The sequence below is a fragment of the Paenibacillus sp. M-152 genome, assembly GCF_003856555.1.
In the GTDB taxonomy this organism is placed as follows: Bacteria; Bacillota; Bacilli; order Paenibacillales; family Paenibacillaceae; genus Paenibacillus; species Paenibacillus polymyxa_C.
On the sequence record NZ_CP034141.1, the window covers coordinates 5,240,327 to 5,262,079 of the forward strand.

The window sequence follows — 21,753 nt, forward strand, 5'->3', positions numbered from 1 at the left end:
ATTATTATAGCTTTAATTTCCCAAATTCGTCGCCAAAGATGATATCTTTAGCTAGTTCATTAGCACGTGCAAGAGATGGATGGGTTCCAGCATCAGTCCACCAGCCTTGAAGGACATCGTATGTCAAAGTCCCATTAGCAATATATGCATTGTTAACATCAGTAATCTCTAGTTCTCCACGCGCGGAAGGTTTGAGCGTTTTTACAATTTCAAATACATTATGATCAAACATATAAATACCAGTTACGGCAAAATTACTTTTAGGATTTTTAGGTTTTTCTTCAATAGAAACAATTCGTTCTCCTTCCAGCTCAGCCACGCCAAAACGATGAGGGTCTTGGACTTGTTGAAGCAATATCTTGGCCCCAGTGGTTTGGTGGCGGAAATTGCCCACAAAAGGCGCAATATCATCTTCAAATACATTGTCTCCTAAAATTACAACCATTTGATCATCGCCCACAAATTGTTCAGCCAAGTCAAGAGCTTGTGCGATTCCACCAGCTTCATCTTGTACTTTATAAGTGAACGTCACGCCCATATCGCGACCGCTACCAAGAAGGTTAACAACATCCCCCATATGCTCTTTACCTGTAACAATAAGGATATCTTGAATGTCAGCTTGCTTGAGTTTGCATACAGAATGGAAAATCATTGGATACTTACCAACGGGTAATAAATGCTTATTTGTTACTTTGGTTAAGGGGTATAGGCGAGAGCCTGTACCTCCTGCTAGAATTATTCCTTTCATACCAATTCTCCCTTTATAGTCACATACTTTTAACAACTTTACCTTTAATTTCGTCCCAAACGGAACAAAATCTTATTACATCTTCCTCAATAAGCTCCGGACCTTTTTGTATTTCTATAATTTCCAAGTCACTCTTAGCAAATATACTGTGTTTTTGCCCCGGACTAATTTTGACACTATCGCCTGTTTTTAATGAACTTATGCAGTTATCAATAACTAACTCGCCAATCCCACTGATAATATTCCAAATCTCCGTACGTTTAGTATGCATCTGATAGCTCAAATTTTGTCCTTTTTTTATGCGGATTTTCTTTGTAAGCACCTCATCTCCATCTTCATTATTAATATTATAATCGAGTATTCTAAACCATCCCCATCTTCTTTCCTCATACATTGGACGATTGTTCAGATTTTTAATAGAGTTCTTCAACTGTGGCGTTATTGCTACATCTGAAACCAAAATACCATCAGGACTAGCTACCACAACAACATCGTTCAATCCTAAAACTACAACAGGTATGTCTAACTCATTAATCAGATTGACTTGTTGACAATCGGAAACGATGCCCTTACCCAATTGTTTAGAATCCATCTCTTCAACCAGAGAATCCCACGTTCCCAAATCTTTCCACTTCCCTTTATAAGGGAGGACATGAAGTACTTTTTCTTTTTCCAAAACTTCAAAGTCAAAACTAATTTTTTGAAGGTTGCTATATTTCTCAACCATTTCATCAAATTGAACTGGAAGGCCTCTGTTTTCCATAATTCCTGCTAAATACTTGAGTTTAAAAGCGAAAATCCCACAATTCCATAAAGCTGATTGGTCAATCAACTCCTTAGCTCTTTCAACAGGTGGTTTTTCTATAAAACAATCAACTTCCTGTAATGAGGAAACGTTTATAGAATTAACCTTTGGAAGAATATAACCATATTTCTCAGTAGGAACAAGTGGTTTAACACCCAACAGAGCAATATTTAGTTCTTCTTCATCCATTATCTTTTCCAATTGAAAAATTTGCCGAAAGAAATCATCTTCTACATATAAATCTACAGGCAAAACAACAACAACTTCATCAGGACTCTCGTTTGTTTGAGATAATAAATATGAAGCAGAAAGAGCTATGGCTGGAAATGTATCTTTTCGTTCAGGTTCTATAATTAAAGGTGGGCAATCATTAAGTTGAGACTGTATCATCTCTACTTGAGATTTGCTAGTCGTAATAAATGTGGACGAATCTAAAGACACATTTCTAATCTGTCTCCAAACACGTTGTACCATAGACTCATCATTCCCGTGTTCATCCTTTAAAATTTTCAAGAATTGCTTTGAACGCGAATCATTCGAAAGCGGCCACAATCTAGTACCGGAGCCACCTGAAAGCAAAATTAATTTCATTTTATTACCTCATTTTTTTCTTTAGCCAATAGGAAGGAGATATTTTTATAACAGCAAATAATGCCTTCAGCTTCGCTTTTTTTAGGCTTGTTTTTTGTTTTGTAAAAAAGATCTCTTTAATCACATGAGCAACATACCAAATAAATTGTTTAGCAAATATTTTAAACTTGAAATTTTTAGATATAAACAGCAGCTTATTGCGATAGACATGGAATACAAAAAATGGCGACCATTCTTGGCTACTCCCTGTATGTACATGTCTAACTAGTGCTGTTGGACAAAATAATAATTGCAAACCTTGTTTCTTTACTCTATATGATAAATCAGTATCTTCATAGTACATAAAAAACTTACTGTCAAACCCGCCTATTTCAATAAATAAATCACGTCTTATCATCATTGCGGCTCCACAACAGGAATCAATTTCTCTGGCTTTATCGTATTGTCCCTGGTCTTCTTCACAAAAGCCCTGATCAAAACCATTAAAACCTTCATCGACTCCAGAACCTGCATTTTGGATCAATGTTACTTTATTATTACTGATGAAATCTTCATCTAAGAGAATTTTTTCGTGAAGAGAATAGCTATTCTCACCTATAATTATAAAATCAGTAGTTTGATCGTGTTCTTTTATTATTTGTAAATCAATACTATATTCTGACAACCCATGAATTAGTGGTAAGTAAAAAACAGTATGACCAAAGCAAGTTAATTCATTATCCATGTACAATAAGTTTTTTGTGAATTTCACATCGACTTTTTGACTAACATCATTTATCTGTACATTACTAGATATTATAATTTTGTCTTGGGTTTTAACTTGAACTTTGATAAAATCATAAAAAAATATTAGCTTCGAGGCTACCATACCAATATTTTTCTGACTACTAAAAAAGGTGTACATTTCGAGAAGCCAGTTTTTCTCTACCGCCGTATCATTATTAAGAAAAACAATATATTCACCTTCCGAATGTTTAACCCCATAATTGTTACCACCAGCAAATCCCAAATTCTTTTTCGTTTCTAAAATCTTCAAATTGGGAAAAACTTCACGATAGCTTTCTGTTAAAAATTGAATGGAATCATCAGTAGAATTGTTGTCAACAAAGACTATTTCGTAAGTAAGACCAGCTGAATCCATTTTAGAAAGAGAATCGAACAGATTTTTTATATACTTTTTCCCGTTAAAGTTAACAATAACAATTGAAATTTTATAAGACATCAAAAATCTCCCTATTCTTTTCATAGAAAGTTTCTACTGAAAAATCCTTTGCTCTCTTGGATGCGTTAAGAGCAATAGCCTCTCGTTTCTCCGAGTTGCTAATTAACTCCTGAGTGTATTCCAGTAACTCTTCCTCGGAATTCCATAAATACCCATCCTTTTGTTGATTAACAATTTCTGTTTGTCCCCCTTTATTTATGACAATCGGAACAACACCTTTGCTCATTGCCTCTACAGTAGTTATACCAAAATGCTCCATTTTCTCAGGGAAACGATCACTCTCTTCATTAAATCCCGTTGCATGCCAAAAAAGCTTAGCTCGATCATAGAGATTATTTACTTCAGATAAATCACTATTAATGTACAGATAGATGGGATATCCTTGGATTTTCTCCTTTATTTCAGCCACATACTCTATATCAACAGGGTTATTAGATAATGCTCCAACTATGTGCAGTTCCCATCCTTGGAGTTTATGAATATTCTTTACAAAAAAGTCAACTAAGAAATCCTGTTTCTTATTATGAGCCCCTACAAAAAAACGGCCTACAGATAAAATAATATTTTCTTTTTTTTCAAACTCAATTTCATTTATTTCATTTTCTAAAAACACAGGAGGATATATAGTGACATTTTTCTTTCCAGTTCTCCAATAGTGTTGAAGCCAATGGTTTGTAAATTTAGAATTACTTATAAAATAATTGTAGCTATTCTTAAAACGAAAATTCAACCATTCGGCAAATAAATTATGTGGGAATTTATTGAAACTAAATTTCTGAGGCGGAAACATACAAGAGTATAAGTTTCTTTTCGCTCTGCCTATATGTTTGCTTAGAAACATGAAATTTAAAAATAAGTCATACTTACTTGTAATCTCTTCTATAATTTTTTTATTTTTATAGTGTTCTATTAATGACCCAGGTGCCTTCAAATCCAATTTTAAAATTTTAGTTCTATCCAAATGAATTCCAAAACGATTATTTAATTCATTTATGGTAGGGTAATTCTCCGAATGAATGTTAACTTCGTTATAATTATGAACCAATATATCAATTTCAACATCGTTATAATAGGATTCGATGAATTTACAAAAATAAGCCATATGCTTCTCCCCTCCTCCCAGAGTAGGATAATAGGGGTTTAATACAAGCACTTTCTTAGTCATTCATCTTCTTCCTTCCTTCGTGCATCATTAAAAATTTGTTTTTTTAGTTCCACAAATTCATACTTTAACTGATGATAATCATGTTGAAGATTTTTTAACAAATCAGACAATCTTCCGTTTTCTAAAACAACCTCATGGTTATGCTTTTGCAAATGAGTATATGAAAGATTATTTTCATTGAATTTCTTCGTCATTTCATGAAGCGACAAATTCAAATGATTTATTTGTAACCTAAATTCATGATTTTGTTCACTGAGCTCATTAATTTGAATATTTTTTACTGCGACTTGTTCATTTAATAAATCCAACTCTTGATTCTTTAGAGCTAGCTCTTCCGAGCTTTGCTGAGCAACTCTATCTTTTTCATTTATTAAAAATTGATTTTCTGCAATTAAATGCTTAGTCCTTTTGAAAATCGCTCTTCTTTTAAGGCTGTGATTTAATAATTCAGTAATATTTTGGTCAATTTTAAGGTTAATTTCGTAATGCTGTTTTTTTAATAAGTCATACTTAAGTTGCAAATGACTAAACTGTTTTTTTATGTTTTCTGACTCCGATTTCAAATGAGCTTCTTGACTTTTATAATTATCTAGCTCAATCATTCTATTATTTAAAGTATTATTGCTGTTTTCTAGTTTAATTAATAGCAAACTTTTTTCACTATTCAAAGAATTAATTTTATCTTCATATTCACTTAGCAAGTGTAGTTGGTTAATTGTTTGACTCTCACTCTTTTTGTTTTCATCTAAAACGTTATTTAAAGTTTCAATTTTTTTCGTATATTGATCACCAATATTATAGAAACGATTTTTACCAAGCACATACTCCTGGAATGCCATCTCCATTTTTTGATATTGGGTAATCTCATTAATTTGAAATTCTTCAAATAGATCATCTAATTTCAGAAAAGAATTTAAATATTCGCCATACTTCCAAAACAATCTTGACAAACTCCTATAGATTATAAAATTCAAAGGAATTGATGTGTGAATTATCCATTCGTAATCAATGACAGTAAAAACAGATCCATCAAAAAAAACATTGTCAAAGGTTAAATCAATATTTGCTTCAGCCATACACACTACATCTGAAAAGTTTGGTTCAAATCCGAATATATCTATAAATAATTCCGTGGGTTTAAAAATTTCTTGGTACGTAATATCAAAAGTTTTCAAATAATCAATATAATCTCTAATATATCTTAATAAATCAGGGATGTTTTTTTTTGAAATTGCATCTAGCATATGTTCATCTAAAGATTTTCCAGGAGCGAATTCAAATGTAATAGCACTATCATCTTTTAAAGATGCCTCAGCAGTGTTTATATGTGGATAGCGTTCACTCATAAACACGTAATTGTCATAGATTTGCTTGATATGAGCTTTACTGTCTGTTGTTAGAGCTTCCTTTTGGACATAGTTAATTTCCGTGTTATCTGTTAATATACTTGTTTTAAGTTGAAACCTCGGCAGGCGGTTACGGTTGTATTTGGTATATATAATTTTCATTTGGCAGCCCCCTCATGATTTTCAGTAAAAACTAAGAATGAGTTGGCAAAAAGGTCAAAATAACCATTTTGTATAATATTATTAAATACTAAATATTCCTCAAAACAAACAATTTGCTTAGTATCATAACTTGGAGTTACTTTATCAAGTTCTCCTACTTTTGGTAAACAACTATCGGAAAAAATTTGTGTAGGAAGCTTATAATCCGGCATAGGATAATAAAATTGTGAATTCTGAAATCCTGCTGTTCCAAGTAAATTGATTAGATCGGTCTTGCCAAAGGTTTTAACACCTTTATTAGAAATATACCCTTCTAAACCTTCAAATTGAATTCCTGTATGATCTTCTTTCCTTCCAGCCCAATACTTTAAACCCAGTTTATTTTCAATAGCAATAATTAATACACCACCAGGTTTTAGCAATTCTTTTATACTCTTCAAAAAATCCAGATAAGGTTCAGCAGTCTTCGTGAATTTCCCAGCATACTCTAAAACTCCAATTAAAGTTATATAGTCGAACTTCTCATCGAATTGAACCTCATTTAGATTTCCAACTATAATTTCGAGATTTTTCTTATCACTATTGCGATAGGCATTTATTTCTGCCCTCTTCTTAGAAAGTTCTACAGCCACAACTCTTTCATTTTTATCACATATTACCCCAGTAATACCACCGCAACCTGCCCCAATTTCTAATACAGAACTTCCTTCTTTAAAAGGGTACCAATCGAGCAAATTATAGCGATAAGGCGATAAATGATACAAAACAGGCCATCTATCATCTTTACTTAGGATCTCATGAACATTAAAATCCCCCTTCACCATTTCTAAAATTTCATTTTCTATATCACCGTCACTATATAAATCCTCACCATGATAGTATTCATAATTCATTAATACATTTCCAATTTTTGTTTTCATAGGGTTTCCCTCTATTATTCATTTTTAAACAACTGAATTTGCGACTCTAAATCATATAAACCAACTATATTTTTAAAGATAGAGGCCTCAAAGGAAAGGACATCATACAAACGGTGATAGACTACTAATTCATCGTTCTGAAAGCCAGTGCAGCCCAAAGAAAGAGTATAATATCCACTTTGAAGTTTAAAACTTTGCGTGAATGTCACAATTATCTCTTCACCTGGTTTTATATCTGGTGTCAATACATTTTCAAACATTGTATTAGTTCCACAAATTTCATTTCCCTTTAGGTCTTTAACTGTAAATGCAAAGATAGGTTGATCTAATTTTGTATGGAATCTAACTTTCATCTTAATTACGATCGGCTCATCGCTGATAATTTTAGATGCAGGAATACCTTCTAGATCAAAAATACCGAAATCTATGATTTCAGCCAGTTTGTCTCCATACTCAAGTAATGTTTTGTTTACAGAAAAGCTCTTTTTCCACTCGCCTGCTTTAGTAAGGCTAGTTTGTTTATTTACTTTTAACTCCTCACTTATATCATATAGATTAACCAGTATTTTCTTATATACATCTACCATTTCTTTCGGGGTTCCCTCAGCAACATTTTCTCCATTATGAATTACTGCTGCTCTATTACAATATTTTAATATTGTATCCATTGAATGAGTAACAAATATAATAGTTTTACCTTGATCTATAAACTCATTAATTCTTCTAAAACACTTCGTCTGGAAGGCAACATCCCCGACAGACAACGCTTCATCGATAATTAAAATATCCGGATCAACATTTATTGCAACAGCAAATGCTAACCTAGCAAACATCCCGCTAGAATATGTTTTAACAGGTTGATGAATAAAATCATCAATATCAGCAAAACTTAAAATATCATCCATACGCAAATCCATTTCGTCCTTGGAAAACCCCATAATTCGACCGTTAAAATATATATTCTCCAAGCCTGTTAATTCAGGGTTAAAACCCGCTCCCAATTCGAGGAGCGCTGCAATCTTACCATTAACTAGAATATCGCCTTCACTCGGTTTCAGTACCCCAGTGATCATTTTTAGTAATGTTGACTTACCCGCCCCATTTTTGCCCAATATTCCAATGCACTCACCTTTGTTAATAGTAAGCGAGAGGTTTTTCAAAGCATAAAATTCTTTATGCCTTTTCCCCTTCATTGGGACTACTGCTTCCACTAAGCGATCTGTATTCTTCTCATATAGCTTGTAAATTTTAGAAACATTATTCACACTTATAACTGGGTATGGAGAAAGTAATTCTTGCACGTTACTGGACATCTCCGTAACCTCCTTAATTTTAAATGACATCAGCAAAATGAGGTCGCAATTTTTTAAACAAGTAGTTACCAATTATTAACAAAATAATAGTTATAAGCCAAAAGTAAAGTGTTTGCTGAGGGCGTTCCCAGAACCAATAATGATACAAAAATATTCCTCGATAGCCCTCAGTAATGTAATAAAGAGGGTTTAGTTTAATTAAAAATTGATATTTTTCTGGAACAACAGTCAGGGAGTAAAAAATTGGAGTCAGCCAAAAACCGAATTGTAGAATCATAGAAACTACTTGGCCTACATCCTTCAAGAAAATAACTAGTGAAGAGGTAATCCAAGAAAGACCCAATAATAAGGCAATCATACAGATCAAGAAGTATGGAATTTGTAAGTAATAAATATCTGGTTGAAATCCGTAAATAGAAAATAATACAAATAAAAAGACCAAAAAAAACAAATGTACAAACAATGAAGAATAAATCTTAACAATAGGTAAGATTTGAACCTTAAAGATAACCTTTTTCACCAAAAAGCTATTCTCTGTTATTGAATTGGTAGCTGTTTGAAGTGCGTCAGCAAAAAAATTCCATGGTATTAAGGCTACAGAAAACCATAATATAAAAGGAAAATCATTCATAGGTCTTTGTTTAAAACCTACTTGGAAAACAAACCAAAAAATCAGCAAGCTAATTAATGGTTGAATAAATGCCCAAGCAATTCCCAGATATGATCCAACATATTTTTTTTTAAAGTCGTCTTTGGACATATCAAAAATAAATTTTTGTTGTTTTAAAAAACGCAATAAAACTGATTGCACAACTACTCGCCAACTTTCCTAATTAAATTATAGATTTAAAATAAGTCGTTTTTACTTCGTGTGAAATCGGGTTACTAGTTATAACAATATAATGTATGCTAAAATATTGACGTATCTACAAGAAAAGGAGATTGTAAACCTTGTCGAATCCAGTATACGGGAAACAGGCCAAAACGTCGACCCGTGACGATAAAAGGCCGGCTATATTTTGGGTGTTAATTGTTGGCATGATTTTGTTCTTAGCTTGGGCCCCCTTCCAGGCTGCACTTTTTAATGGTCAAATGCTCGACTTTGAGAAGCCTCTGTATTGGGCTTTGATCATCAGCACGATTCTATTAATTTTAGGAATCGTAACCTATTATAAAAAATTCAAGCTAGAAGAGCAAAGGGATTGGCTAGTTGTACTAGTATTACTGCTTCCTCTGACCTATGTGCTTTCACTGACGTCAGCAGCTTCGCATTACCTGGCCATGAATATGGTGGTGGTACAATGCATATATGCTGCCCTGTTTATCATTTCAATCTATCTACTCCAGGGTCGTTTAGGCAATAAGATTATTCACAACCTGATTATGACTGTTGCTTATATCATCGTTGGTTTTGGCTTCATTAACTGGTTCGGACAGTGGGTGCTTGCCGGCAAGATGGTAGGCTGGTTTAGCCAATATGTGTATCATGACCGTTATACCAATGCAGTCATGACAGATACGAATGGTCTCCGGCTGACATCGGTGTTCCAATATGCGAATACATATGCGGCCTTTCTAATGGCTTTCCTATTCGCTGCCGTTTTCTGTCTGATGAAATCAAAACTATGGTATGGCAAGGCTATTCATGGCTTCATGTTGGTGCCTATTCTGGTCTCGCTATTTCTGACTTTGTCACGGGGCGGTCTGGTTATGCTGCCTGTCGTGTTCGTGCTGCTCTTGCTTTTCCTTAAACCTGCACGCCAAATTATATGGATTTTACATTGCGCCACTGCTGGTGTAGCGTCAATTTCTATTTTGGCCCCGATTACAAATATGGGATTACAACTCAATAAGACCTACAACGGTGGAGAGGCGGCCAAAGGATGGGGATTACTTATTGGAGTTTCCCTGGCTGTAGCTGTCGTACTGTGGCTTGTTGAACGTTATCTGGCACCAAAGCTGGAGAATGCTCTCAAAGGGTGGAGTTCACGAAAGTTATCCAACCTGTGGTTGCCTGTCGGATCAGTTGTGGTGATTGGCTTGTTGGCTTTTCTGTTTATTGGAACTGGCTTGCGCAGCGTACTGCCGGAGAACGTACAGGTTCGGTTGGAAAATATCAATTTCCGCCAGCATAGTGTGCTGGAACGACTTGTATTCTATCAGGATGCTGCCAAATCGATTAAAGATCACCCTATTATTGGGGGCGGTGGTGGCGGATGGGCTACCTTGTACGAAAGGTACCAGGATTATCCTTATAGCAGCCGCCAGGCCCATAACTTTTTCATGCAGTACCTGGTTGAAGTAGGCATCTTCGGTTTTGTAATTTTAATGTCATTCATCATATATATTTTCTACAAATATATTCGCAGCTATATTAGACAAAATGATGAGGAACGGGATTCTCACTTCCTATATCTCATTTTGGCACTCTCGATCTTACTTCATAGCTTGCTGGACTTTAATCTGAGTTACGTGTTTATGGGCGTACTGGTATTTATGAGTCTTGGTGGTATGGCCGCTGCTATGGACAGCAAACCGCTTAAACGCCTGTCCATGAGTGCTTCTGCATTTCGAATCATGTATAGTGCAGCCATCGGCATTCTAAGCATTGTGTTGCTTTTTGCAGGTCTCCGCTTCGTGCAATCGGCCAATGCTGCTACATATGCCAAACAGATTATGGCGGTAAGCACATCATTCGAGGAAATTCAAAGTGCGATTAATAAGGATCTTGAACTTCGTCCTACACATCCGGATTCGGTTATAAGTTTGGCTGCACTGTACAAGAATGTGTATGATCAAACGAAAAAAGAGGAATTTTATAACGCTGCAATAGAAGTACTAAATACAGGTCTGAAGGCAGAACCGTATAATAAAATCATGTTAAACTCCAAAGTTAACCTTTTACGAGCAAAAGGTGAGAACGAGCAAGCCTTCAGTATTTTGGAAAATAACATTTCCAACTTTAACTGGGACAATGACTGGTACAATATGTTGATTACCCAAGCTTACACTGTTGGCATTAAGGCACGTGAGCAAAAAGACATCACCAAAGAACAGAAGTTTTTCCAAGCAGGTCTTGCTGCTTATCAGCAGGTTTTGGATAGGGTAGCCCATATTAAGACGCTTCCACCTGAAATTGAGTTGCCACGTACTTTTGAAGTAACTCCAGGTATTGCACTCAGTACTGGCAAAATTGAGTTCATGTCAGGTAAGCCTGCTGAGGCTGCAAGCATCCTCAAAAACGGCTTGAAGGACGACTTAAGCGATGCTACGAATCGTGAGGTTGCTCGCTATTACGTTGCTGCCCTACAGCAGCAGGGACAAGATGACAAAGCTTTGTACGATAAGCTGATTAAGGCTGATCCGAAGGAAAAAGAGCAAATTGCTCAGTTGAAATCGGAGAAATAGTTAATAAAAAGAGACTATCAGATGACGTTATATCATCCGGTAGTCTCTTTCTTATATTAAGGAAGCATAGTTGGGTTTAGCGAGATCTTTATTTTTGTTGGTCAATCTCTTCAATAACCTGTCTCATATAAGCCAGTACTTCATCCTTAATCTCATTATGCTGTAGAGCATAATGAATGGTCGTTTCAATGAATCCTAGCTTCTCGCCAACGTCGTGACGATTACCATCAAATTCATAGGCTAGGATCGGACTCTTTTCTCCCAGTTTGGACAATGCATCCGTTAACTGAATCTCCCCGCCTACACCTGCAGATTGCTGACCCAGGATATCGAAAATATCAGGTGTCAGGATATAACGTCCCATGATCGCCAAATTGGATTTAGCTTCTTCCTTCTTTGGCTTTTCTACCAATCGTTCCGCCTCAGAGATTTTGGAAGTAAGTGCGTGGCCTTCAACAATCCCGTAACGATGTACCTCGTTCCAATCGACTTGTTTTACACCTACAACGGAACGCTGATACTCATCGAACACGTCAATCATCTGTTTGAGGCATGGATTCTCAGATTCAACGATGTCATCCCCTAAAAGAACAGCAAAAGGTTCGTCACCAATAAACTTACGAGCACACCATATGGCATGTCCCAACCCTTTAGGTTCCTTTTGACGAATATAGTGGATATCTGCCATCTCTGATGGTTTGCGCACTTCATTGAGCAGGTTCCATTTTTCCTTTGAGGTCAAATTATGCTCTAGCTCGAAGGAATAGTCAAAATGATCCTCTATCGCTCTTTTGCCTTTACCAGTAACGATAATAATATCTTCAATACCAGATGCAACAGCTTCTTCAATGATATATTGAATTGTTGGTTTGTCTACAATGGGAAGCATCTCTTTAGGCATCGCTTTCGTCGCAGGAAGGAACCGGGTTCCTAATCCCGCAGCAGGAATAATTGCTTTACGGATTTTCATAGGTAAAACTCCTTTGTCTTCAATATAACGGATAGAAATACTGTCTATGATTATAACAGGTAGATGGATAAATTTAATAGGTTAAAGAAGAAGACATCTTCCCTTAATGAGAACATGTCTTCAATCTCTACTTACTATATGATTAGATTATGCTTCTAAAATCTATTTGGCTCCTGAACAAATATACAGTTGTTTATTTCACCAGTTGCCCACGTGTAACCCCTAACTGATTCGTCGCTTTCAGCGTCTTCCATACTTGTGTTCCGCTGATTTCACCGCGCAAGGCACGGTTGTAGAGATCAATAACCTCATGAACTTGCTCTGGTGTCTCCTCCAAAAATTCCACGCGGTAACGGGATACGCCTAATTCTAGGAAGTTAGACAGGTATTCCGCGCCTGATTGCTCAATCGCGTTATACACTGTATTACGGCATCCTTCGTCCACGCGAACCGGGTGAGACATCCCAATACGATCACGCAGGGATGCGCGATGATCCTCACACGGACGACCACAGTTGGTGTAGTCTGTGCCTTCACTCATAAAGGTACAATATACACAGTGTTCGGTATGGAACATCGGCAAATGCTGCTGGATGACGATCTCCAGCTTGTCGGTACGTGTACGTCCCAGCATATCGACCATCTGTTGGATGTTCAGGTCATACGACGGTGTTACCAGGTCACAGCCGGAATCCAGGAATAGATCAGCCGCTTTATGGTTGGCGATATTTAGCGAGAAGTCGCCAATCAATTGCGGATGATGTGCATCCGGGTTCTCCAAGCGATGACGCATGTAAAAATACAAGGCTCCCGGATTGCGTACCAGCACAGCATCCGGTTTCAGGCGCAGGATATTGTTGTGATATCCGTTTTCGCCCGGCATGTGAATACGCGGAGTCACCAACGCAATTCGGCGCCCAGCGCCGTGCACAGCCTCTACAGCTGCCGGGAATTGCTTGATGAACTCGAAGTCGGCGTAGATGAACTCCACGCCGGCCTCAAGCGCAGCCTCCACCTGAGGGAGACTGCGGCACAGCGCGGTCAGCTCTGCCTGACCGCGTGCCACAGACGATGCCGGAGCCGAGGCATCGCCATACACCTCTACCGCCCGTTTCGTGTATACGGGTGGTTTGGGGCGTTCGCCCGCGAGCAGTTCCACCGCCTGACGGCGGATGCTGTTCAGCTCGCGCATGGGCACGATGACGTCTCCATGCAGATGGACGTCCAGCTCTTCCAGCTGGAACACTGTTCCGCCCAGTCGGCCGAATTGCTCTTCGAGCAGTTCGTGCGTCATCGGACGCTTCTGGGCGATTTCAAGCTCCAGCTCGGAGTCCACGCGGACCGTTGTGCCCTTCTGCACGTCGGTCCACCATGTCGACAGTGGCTGTCCTGGGGAGCCGCTGACCCGCACATGTACCGGGAAAACTCGGTACGGCTTTTCGGTTTCGTACGACTGGCGCAGACGCTTGTCCAGCGCCGGGTCGTTGGTCTTCCAAATACGGTCGCCTACGTGCACACGGCGCAGATCCACATCATTGCGTCCTGCTACGATGTCAACGATCCAGCCTTCTCCGGCTTCGCCTTCAATCTTCACACCCTTGCGGCGGATATCGTATACACGTCCGCCTTCTTCTTTTTGCGTAGGATCTCCTGCATCAAATACAATACCATCGCCACGCTTGAGCGGGGCATCGATGCGGCATACTACCCCATCACGAAGGATTTGTTCCACTCGGCCCAGGTACACGCCCCGGCTTTTCGGGAACGTACCGTCCACCAGCTTTTTGTTATTCGTTCCTTCCAGAAAACCGTGCGTAAAGCCGCGTGAAAAGCTCTGCTGCAGCTCGCGGATATCTTCTTTGCTCGTCTTGGACGTATCGCCATCAAAATACTTGTCAATGGCCTTTCGATATTTGCTAACCACATTCGCTACATATTCAGGCGTTTTCAGTCGCCCTTCAATTTTAAAGGAAACCACCCCGGCATCAATCAGTTCTGGCATCAAATCAATGGCTGCCAAATCCTTGGGGGATAGCAGGTATGTCACATCGGCCATCGGCTTTTGCTCTCCATCCACCATCAAATCGTAAGGCAAACGGCATGCCTGTGCACATTCACCACGGTTTGCAGAGCGTCCGCCCCACATTTCTGAAGTCAGGCATTGGCCTGAATAAGATACGCATAACGCTCCATGCACGAATACTTCCATCGGAAGTCTCGCTTGATCGCCAATTTTTTGAATCTGTTTTAGATTATTTTCACGACCCAGCACAACCCGTTCCATGTTGTACGGCTTTGTGAATTCTACAGCCTCCGGCGAGGTGATCGTCATTTGGGTAGAACCATGGATCGGGAAATCCGGTGAAATGTCGCGGATCATTTTCACCAAACCCATATCCTGAACAATTAGGGCATCGACTCCGGCATCAATACAGGCATCAACCAGCTCTTTAGCGTCCTCCAGCTCGTTTTCAAATACCAGTATATTGAATGTCAAAAAGCCCTTAACCCCGTAGCTATGCAAAAAGGCCATAATTTCGGGCAGTTCATCCATGCGAAAATTATTCGCCCGTGCTCGTGCGTTGAACTTTTCCACCCCAAAAAAGATCGCATCGGCTCCGTTCGCTACCGCCGCGCGCATACAGTCCCAGTCACCTGCGGGTGCCAGAAGCTCGACATCTTCTCTTCGTACTGCTGATTTCATTATTGCCCTCCCTATATGCTGAAAACGAATGACCCCTCATTGAATCTCGCTGTTTTCAGGGCAGCTATGCTGCTTACTTGGTCATCTCAAGAACGTTCCATCCACTCATTCCAAAGCTGGTTATGTTCAGTCAGGGGATTGGAAACTTACTAAGAATCATATTATTAAGTCCTATCTGTCTCTATCATCTTGTCCGATCATTCACACACCGAACCATCGGTCCTCCGCATGAATCGCATCCAACTCAAAAAATCCGCATCACAAACATCTGCGGCAGAAATCATTCTTATCTTGTAACTAATCTAGTGTACCAGACTGCGCCCCAAGCTTCTACACTTTCCAAGCGATTCCTTTAAAAATATAATACTAAAAGCACAAAAACACCTCCAATCCCGGTCAGCGGTGCTTTGGAGGTGCGTCATCATATCATTAACTAAGCAAACCTATACTTCGCAAGCATTTCTCCCCAGGGTGATATTCCTTCCTCCCTGAAACCAGATTTTCTGTATAGCTTTCTAGCTAGTTCATTGTCTGGTTTATATCCAATCATGATAACATCAGTCCTATCACTGGCTTTCCTGATTTCGTCGATAACCAGCAACATTGCATGGTAACCATGACCTCGACCTTGAAATCTTTCGTCAATCATAAATCGGTAAACCCAGTAGTTTCCGTCATCCGGGTCTAAACCAAACATCGTAAAGCCAATCAATACGTCATCATTATAAATTGCTTTAGATAAAAATCCATCTAAGAACTGACATTCGGCAATTGAGTAAAGGTTAGATACCATAAACCTTTGTTGCTCAGGGTTCGGTTGAAGTTCAGCACATTCTTCCCAATTACTTTTGTCGACTGCCTTTAGCGTAATTATGTTCGGATTCCTCCTATACATTTAGTCCGACATCTTCGCTCTCCCCTGCTTACTTCACTCTTTAAAAGATTGGGGATATTTGGCGGGCGCCAGCGAAGCGGGCCATTTGAATCCGAAGAAGCGCCAGCGTTCGCCTTTGACCCGGGATTCTTACTATTAAATCCTTATATAATCCAAGAATCCCGGGTCAACAGCGATCGTAGGATCAAATGGCACGCGTAGCGTCTTCCCACATAACTCACTAATCTTTTACCCACACCCTCTACTTCACAAAATGAAACGAATTCAGCGTCGAATCTAGTGCATTAGACTGTGCCGCTGTGTTGTTCGCATCGTTTAATGTTGTTGTCACGGTGTAGGTTTTGCCGTTATGCTCCAAAACGATTTGGCGACCTGTATAACCGATACCTTCCTCTACACGGTGGAATGTAAAGGACACTGCTGGAACTCCAGCAAACGTTACGTCCTTCACTTCCTCTACTTTGAGGTTTTTATAGTTCTTGGCTTGCTTATCATAGAAGTCCTTATGCTGAGACACCGTTAATTCAAAGGATTGGTCGTTGTCGATTTTGATGGAAAAACGTCCTCCGGTAAATTGATACTCTATATCTCCCAATTCAAATTGATCGCTAACCGCGGTCCAATAGCGTGGGATATTCACTGTATATTCATATGCTTTAGACGTCTTTTTAATCGTTTTCGTTTTGTCCGCCAGGTAGTCATCCTCTTCCAATTGTCCAAAGTTATTTGCTACCGTTTGAAAATCAATTTGAAGCGAGGAGATGATCGCGTTGAACTGGTCATTTCCCTTGCTTACTTTTTCAGGCACTGCATATTCAGCCAGGTAGCGGTATCCATTTTGCTGAATCAGCACATTGTACTCTTTGACCCATTCATCTCCAAAATTATAGCGGTACTCCTGCACTAATCCCTGAACGCCTGCAACTTCCAGCGGATATGTCTTTTGTGCCTCATAAGCAGTTGACACAAATGAATCGCTCAGCCATTTTTGCAGCTGCTGACCCCAGTTCTCCAATTTTCCATCCGTAGGAGCTGAGGTGACTTTCATGTTGAAGCTTGATCCGTCATTGCTTTCATATTGCATTCGCTGGTCGTCCATTTTCCAGCCTGCCGGTATTTTGAGTGACACACCATAGTCTGGGTTCCCGGCCTCGCGTGTGCCTCCGACAACAGTGGACAAGTCTTTAATACTTTTATCCTGTGCGTTAAAAGAGGTTTTAAAGGAGTTCAGCAGTCCGGCATACTGGGCCAGATCTTTATAGTTCGTTGCTTTAGCATCGGAAAAATATATTACATACAGTCGTCCATTGTCATAGTACTGACGATTTTCCCATAGTACGCCGTCCCCATCCTTCGTAATAACACGAGCATAAGGCACTTTCGCTTTCGGGAAGGATTTTCGATCCACCACAGTTTCTCCTGTTTCCTTAGCTGCCTGCACCAATTGTTGCAGCAGATCGTCTGCATTCAATGGAACCGGTTGTATTGCTGTGTGTACTTCCATATAGTATGCACTGTTCTCGTCCATAAATGTGGAAATGCTCTCATCTCCACCTCCCTGACCGATGACGAGTCCTGTTGGATAGTTCATGGACCAATCGTAGTAACTGTTCCCGATCTGCGTCTTGCCCTCATCATTATCAATGTTCGGTGTTTCTTCAGCTACCGTACCCACCTCTTCTTGGGCTTGCATCCGAATGATGATTCCTGCGCCATTCTTCTCCATCTTACCGCCAAGCCCTTCTGCTACTTGACGCAAAGGCACCATGAGGATCCCTGATGACATTTCTGGCGGAGCCGGAAGTGTTACCTTGTGGCCCCTCACCCAGGCTGTACGACTACCAATTGTCAGCGATACGACGTGAGTGCCGCTGGTGATCTTGACCACATTATCTTCAGCTAGGCGAATTTTGCTGTTAAATGCCTTTTTAAACACACCAGCCGGAACCATCAGTGCACCACTTTTGGAATAGGGCTTCGTAATATTCGCATTTTGACCGTTCACGATGGCTGTATTGTTGCCACTTTGCAGCCGCAATTCCAATATGTTTTTATCTTGATCTGCTGCAACTGCTGGTAAAGCGGTAAGCAGAAGGGACAATGCGACAGCGCCGACCCCCAGCTTACGCATCATTTTTCTTTGCATATGCTTCACAGTAAATCTCCCTTTAGCTTTATTTTATAGATTCATGAGCCGTTATCGTTCATTTTCCCGTAGCTGAATCTGATGCTTCTTTCGAAGGCGCTATGCCATCATCTACAGTAACTCCTGATTCATTCGAATCCTCAAGATCTTCTCCAGACTGAATGGAATCATAAATTTCACCATTATCCTGTGTCAGTACCAGCTTGCGCTTTACAATATCACCGTCCGATTGCATAAGTACACTCACCGTTTGCCCTGGTTGATAGTTTTTAAGCAGCTCATTGACATCAATGGCAGAGGCTACACGCTTGCCGTTAATACTATACAGCTCATCGCCTTCCTTGATTTTGGCCTGTACGGCATTGGCTGAAGTGATTTTCGTGACTTTCAAAGGATCCTCGGTAGGCAATCCGACGATAGCTGACCAGCTCTCTTCGAGCCCTAAGCCAAGACTAGCACGCCGAACCTCGCCATATTTGAAAAATTGATTGATGACATATTTCACTGTATCTGCCGGAATCGAAAAACCCATATTTTCAATTCCGACCGCTGAGAATTTCATTGTATTAATCCCGATGACCTCGCCCTTGAGGTTGACCAGCGGACCACCGCTGTTACCAGGGTTGATCGCGGTATCACTTTGGATCAGACGATAAGCAGCGTTGACACCACGGTTCAGCCCGCTAACAACACCTGAGGTTGCCGAGTTACGAAGTGAGAAAGAGATCGGCGTACCGATAGCCACTACCTGCTCGCCTACCTGTAAACTGTTCGTAGAAGCTGCAAAGGTAGCAGGCTTAAGGCCGCTTGCCTTAATTTTAATCAACGCCAAATCACTGATCGGATCGCTGTAGCTGTCGATGATTCCGTAAGATTTTCCGTCCGAGGTTACAACTACGGCATCACCTAATCCTTCGATAACATGCGCATTAGTAACAATCCATCCATCTGCCCGAATGATGACACCCGTGCCGTGAGCCAGGTTGTATCGGTCTCCCCCTGCTACGGTCTCTCCTGTCGCTGAACGGCCAATGATACCGACTACAGAAGGAGAAACATTTTTAACGACCTGTGGCACACGATCGGCCGATAACGTATATGTACCATTTGCGCTGTTATACGCGCCGTTGGTTCCTAATGCTTTATTCATATCACTTACGTTAACATAGACCCCACCATTAATGACCTTGGCCTTTAACGCAGTTCCACTGCTGGCTGCACCTGCCGTTCCAGAAACACATAGAGCGCTGCCCAAAGCCAACACAGCCACCCTTTTCCCCATCTTACGCATATACTCACCATTCCCTCTCCAACATGACCCTGTTCTATCAGTTAGTCCAAATCTACCATAGAGGGGACACGCATACAATCGCTTTAAGCCCTATCTTTTTCTAAAAAAGGACCGTTTGCTGCATCCCTACTCTCTCATACTATTTATATTATAAATTTTCCAAATCCTTATATCAAAAAAATAAGCAAAAACAATAAAAAATCGTTATACCTTTTAGACCATTCCTTCGTTTACGGGCGTAACCAACTATGATACCATCAGATTATATCTTAGTTATATTGTCGGAAATAAAAATAAAATCGTGAGTTCTATATCTAACATCTCAAGTATAAATAAGACACCTGAAGGAGGTTAAAAGGATGGCCTATGAACCAATCTGGAACGCTCATCCCGATAAGCTTAACAAGTTTGAGTTAGTCAAGCTGGAAAAAGACGGTCTCGACGTTATACGTACTATCATCGAAAGCTATGCGCACAAAGGCTATGACTCGATCTCTGCGGACGATATGGACCGATTCAAATGGGCTGGGGTTTACCAGCAAAAACCCAAGGATGGCCATTTCATGATGCGCGTCCGCATCAACACAGGGATCATGACTTCAGCCCAGGCACGTGCCTTAGCGGACATCTCTGCGTTGTATGGGCGTGGTCTCGTAGATGTCACCACCCGTCAGGCGATTCAATTTCACTGGCTGACCGTTGAAAGCTTGCCGGATATTTTCGAACGATTGGAAAAGGTCGGTTTGTATTCCTTTGAAGCCTGTGGGGACTGCCCGCGTACCATTGTCGGCAATCCGCTGGCTGGCATTGATCCTAATGAACTGGTGGATACTCAGGAGATTGTAGATGAAGTAAACCGCTTTTTCTTATTAAATCGTGACTTTTCCAATCTTCCGCGCAAATACAAAATGTCCATCTCCAGTAATACCTACAACAATGCACAGGCTGAAATTAACGACCTGTCCTTCACACCGGCAACCAAGATCCTTGACGGAAAAGAAGTGGTTGGTTTCCATGTGATGGTTGGCGGTGGATTATCTGCCAAGCCGCATTTGGCACATCCGCTGGACTTGTTTGTCCGTCCTGAGGAAGTGCTGAAGGTTGCTATTGCTGTCACAACCATCTTCCGTGATTACGGCTATCGGGAAAAACGTCACCATGCCCGTCTGAAATTCCTCATTGCCGATTGGGGCCCGGACAAATTTCTAGCCAAGCTTACCGAGTACACTGGCGAAATGCCAGGACGAGGTGAAGATAAAACCATTGGGTGGCAAGCCGCCTATTTTGACGGTATACATCCCCAAGCCCAAGAAGGTCTGAACTATGTCGGTCTGAACGTACCTGTCGGTCGCCTCAGTGCTGACGAGTTGCACGAACTGGCCGACCTGGCTGATCGCTACGGCGATGGACAGATTCGTACCACGATGTCGCAAAATATTTTGCTGAGCGGTGTGCCGGATGACCAAGTAGATGAGCTACTGAAAGCTCCTGTGCTGCAACGCCTGACACCACAGCCCAAGCATTTTATGAGCCGTACGGTATCGTGCACAGGAAATGAATTTTGCAATCTGGCGATTGTGGAAACGAAAAAGCGAGCGGTTGACGTTGCCGAGTATTTGGATCAGCACGTACAATTGGATGAAAAGGTGCGCATCCATTTCATCGGCTGCCCGAATTCCTGCGGTCAAAAGCATATTGCGGATATTGGACTGCAAGGCTCGCTCCTTAAGACACCTGAAGGCATGGTTGACGCGTTCGACATCGCTGTTGGCGGGGCGCTTGGAGCTGGTGCCCAGTTCAACAAGACACTCAAAGGCCGCGTACGTGGGGACCAGGTTGGTCCTGTATTGGCAGAGCTTATTCTGTTCTACAAAGAAAATAGGATTGCTGGCGAAAGCTTTTATGCGTATGTACAGCGTGTAGGCATTCCGTCTTTCCAGGAAAAGCTGTCCGCCATTTTACAGTCCAGCCACGTTGCATCCTAGACATTAAGTCCATTAACAGCCTGCTTGTATTTTATATACAAGCAGGCTGTTTCTTATGCCATAAACCAGCGCCATACCTACT

Annotated in this window: 15 protein-coding genes; 2 read left to right on the forward strand and 13 right to left on the reverse strand. The window is 40.5% G+C overall.

The window, feature by feature from the left end:
• Positions 1-4 precede the first annotated feature (4 nt).
• The 8 genes from EGM68_RS23015 to EGM68_RS23050 are packed head-to-tail and all read right to left on the reverse strand — an operon-like array spanning position 5 to position 9,083.
• Entirely contained in the window at positions 5-748 is a 744-nt protein-coding gene (locus tag EGM68_RS23015) for a sugar phosphate nucleotidyltransferase (protein WP_129550074.1), read from the reverse strand.
• Positions 749-767: 19 nt separating this feature from the next.
• Positions 768-2,144: a sugar phosphate nucleotidyltransferase gene (locus EGM68_RS23020; RefSeq protein ID WP_126666380.1), complete on the reverse strand. Its 1,377-nt coding sequence runs from the start codon at positions 2,142-2,144 to the stop codon at positions 768-770.
• 4 nt (positions 2,145-2,148) lie between these two features.
• Positions 2,149-3,366, reverse strand: a complete 1,218-nt coding sequence (locus tag EGM68_RS23025; RefSeq protein ID WP_165264077.1) for a glycosyltransferase family 2 protein — start codon at positions 3,364-3,366, stop codon at positions 2,149-2,151.
• Complete coding sequence (locus EGM68_RS23030; protein WP_129550076.1) at positions 3,356-4,531, reverse strand: glycosyltransferase family 4 protein; 1,176 nt, start codon at positions 4,529-4,531, stop codon at positions 3,356-3,358. The genes EGM68_RS23025 and EGM68_RS23030 overlap by 11 nt, the downstream gene beginning before the upstream one ends.
• Positions 4,528-6,039: a coiled-coil domain-containing protein gene (locus tag EGM68_RS23035; RefSeq protein ID WP_129550077.1), complete on the reverse strand. Its 1,512-nt coding sequence runs from the start codon at positions 6,037-6,039 to the stop codon at positions 4,528-4,530. The genes EGM68_RS23030 and EGM68_RS23035 overlap by 4 nt, the downstream gene beginning before the upstream one ends.
• Positions 6,036-6,959, reverse strand: coding sequence for a class I SAM-dependent methyltransferase (locus tag EGM68_RS23040; RefSeq protein ID WP_129550078.1), 924 nt, complete (start codon positions 6,957-6,959; stop codon positions 6,036-6,038). The genes EGM68_RS23035 and EGM68_RS23040 overlap by 4 nt, the downstream gene beginning before the upstream one ends.
• Positions 6,960-6,973: 14 nt before the next feature.
• Positions 6,974-8,272, reverse strand: a complete 1,299-nt coding sequence (locus EGM68_RS23045) for an ABC transporter ATP-binding protein (RefSeq protein ID WP_129550079.1) — start codon at positions 8,270-8,272, stop codon at positions 6,974-6,976.
• A gap of 19 nt (positions 8,273-8,291) precedes the next feature.
• Complete coding sequence (locus EGM68_RS23050) at positions 8,292-9,083, reverse strand: ABC transporter permease (RefSeq protein ID WP_240664099.1); 792 nt, start codon at positions 9,081-9,083, stop codon at positions 8,292-8,294.
• A 140-nt stretch (positions 9,084-9,223) separates the two neighbouring features.
• Here EGM68_RS23050 and EGM68_RS23055 point away from each other — a divergent pair, with 140 nt between their 5' ends.
• The gene (locus EGM68_RS23055) at positions 9,224-11,680 is read left to right on the forward strand and encodes an O-antigen ligase family protein (RefSeq protein WP_129550080.1); all 2,457 of its coding nucleotides are present in this window, start codon (positions 9,224-9,226) and stop codon (positions 11,678-11,680) included.
• Positions 11,681-11,768: 88 nt separating this feature from the next.
• Here EGM68_RS23055 and galU read toward each other — a convergent pair whose 3' ends face one another.
• From galU to EGM68_RS23080, 5 genes are all read right to left on the reverse strand, one after another.
• Positions 11,769-12,650 carry a UTP--glucose-1-phosphate uridylyltransferase GalU gene (gene galU, locus EGM68_RS23060; RefSeq protein WP_058830169.1) on the reverse strand — a complete coding sequence of 294 codons (882 nt, stop codon included), beginning with the start codon at positions 12,648-12,650 and terminating at the stop codon, positions 11,769-11,771.
• Positions 12,651-12,843: 193 nt separating this feature from the next.
• Positions 12,844-15,354 (reverse strand): U32 family peptidase, encoded by a 2,511-nt coding sequence (locus EGM68_RS23065; protein WP_058712204.1) that lies wholly within the window; start codon positions 15,352-15,354, stop codon positions 12,844-12,846.
• 433 nt (positions 15,355-15,787) lie between these two features.
• Positions 15,788-16,249 carry a GNAT family N-acetyltransferase gene (locus EGM68_RS23070; protein ID WP_058712203.1) on the reverse strand — a complete coding sequence of 154 codons (462 nt, stop codon included), beginning with the start codon at positions 16,247-16,249 and terminating at the stop codon, positions 15,788-15,790.
• 241 nt (positions 16,250-16,490) lie between these two features.
• On the reverse strand, positions 16,491-18,404 hold the full coding sequence (locus EGM68_RS23075) for a stalk domain-containing protein (RefSeq protein ID WP_129550081.1): 1,914 nt from the start codon (positions 18,402-18,404) through the stop codon (positions 16,491-16,493).
• A gap of 49 nt (positions 18,405-18,453) precedes the next feature.
• Positions 18,454-19,686 carry a S1C family serine protease gene (locus EGM68_RS23080; RefSeq protein WP_129550082.1) on the reverse strand — a complete coding sequence of 411 codons (1,233 nt, stop codon included), beginning with the start codon at positions 19,684-19,686 and terminating at the stop codon, positions 18,454-18,456.
• 359 nt (positions 19,687-20,045) lie between these two features.
• On the opposite strand from EGM68_RS23080, the gene EGM68_RS23085 reads away from it, so the two are divergent.
• Positions 20,046-21,671: a nitrite/sulfite reductase gene (locus tag EGM68_RS23085; RefSeq protein WP_129550083.1), complete on the forward strand. Its 1,626-nt coding sequence runs from the start codon at positions 20,046-20,048 to the stop codon at positions 21,669-21,671.
• Positions 21,672-21,753 lie beyond the last annotated feature (82 nt).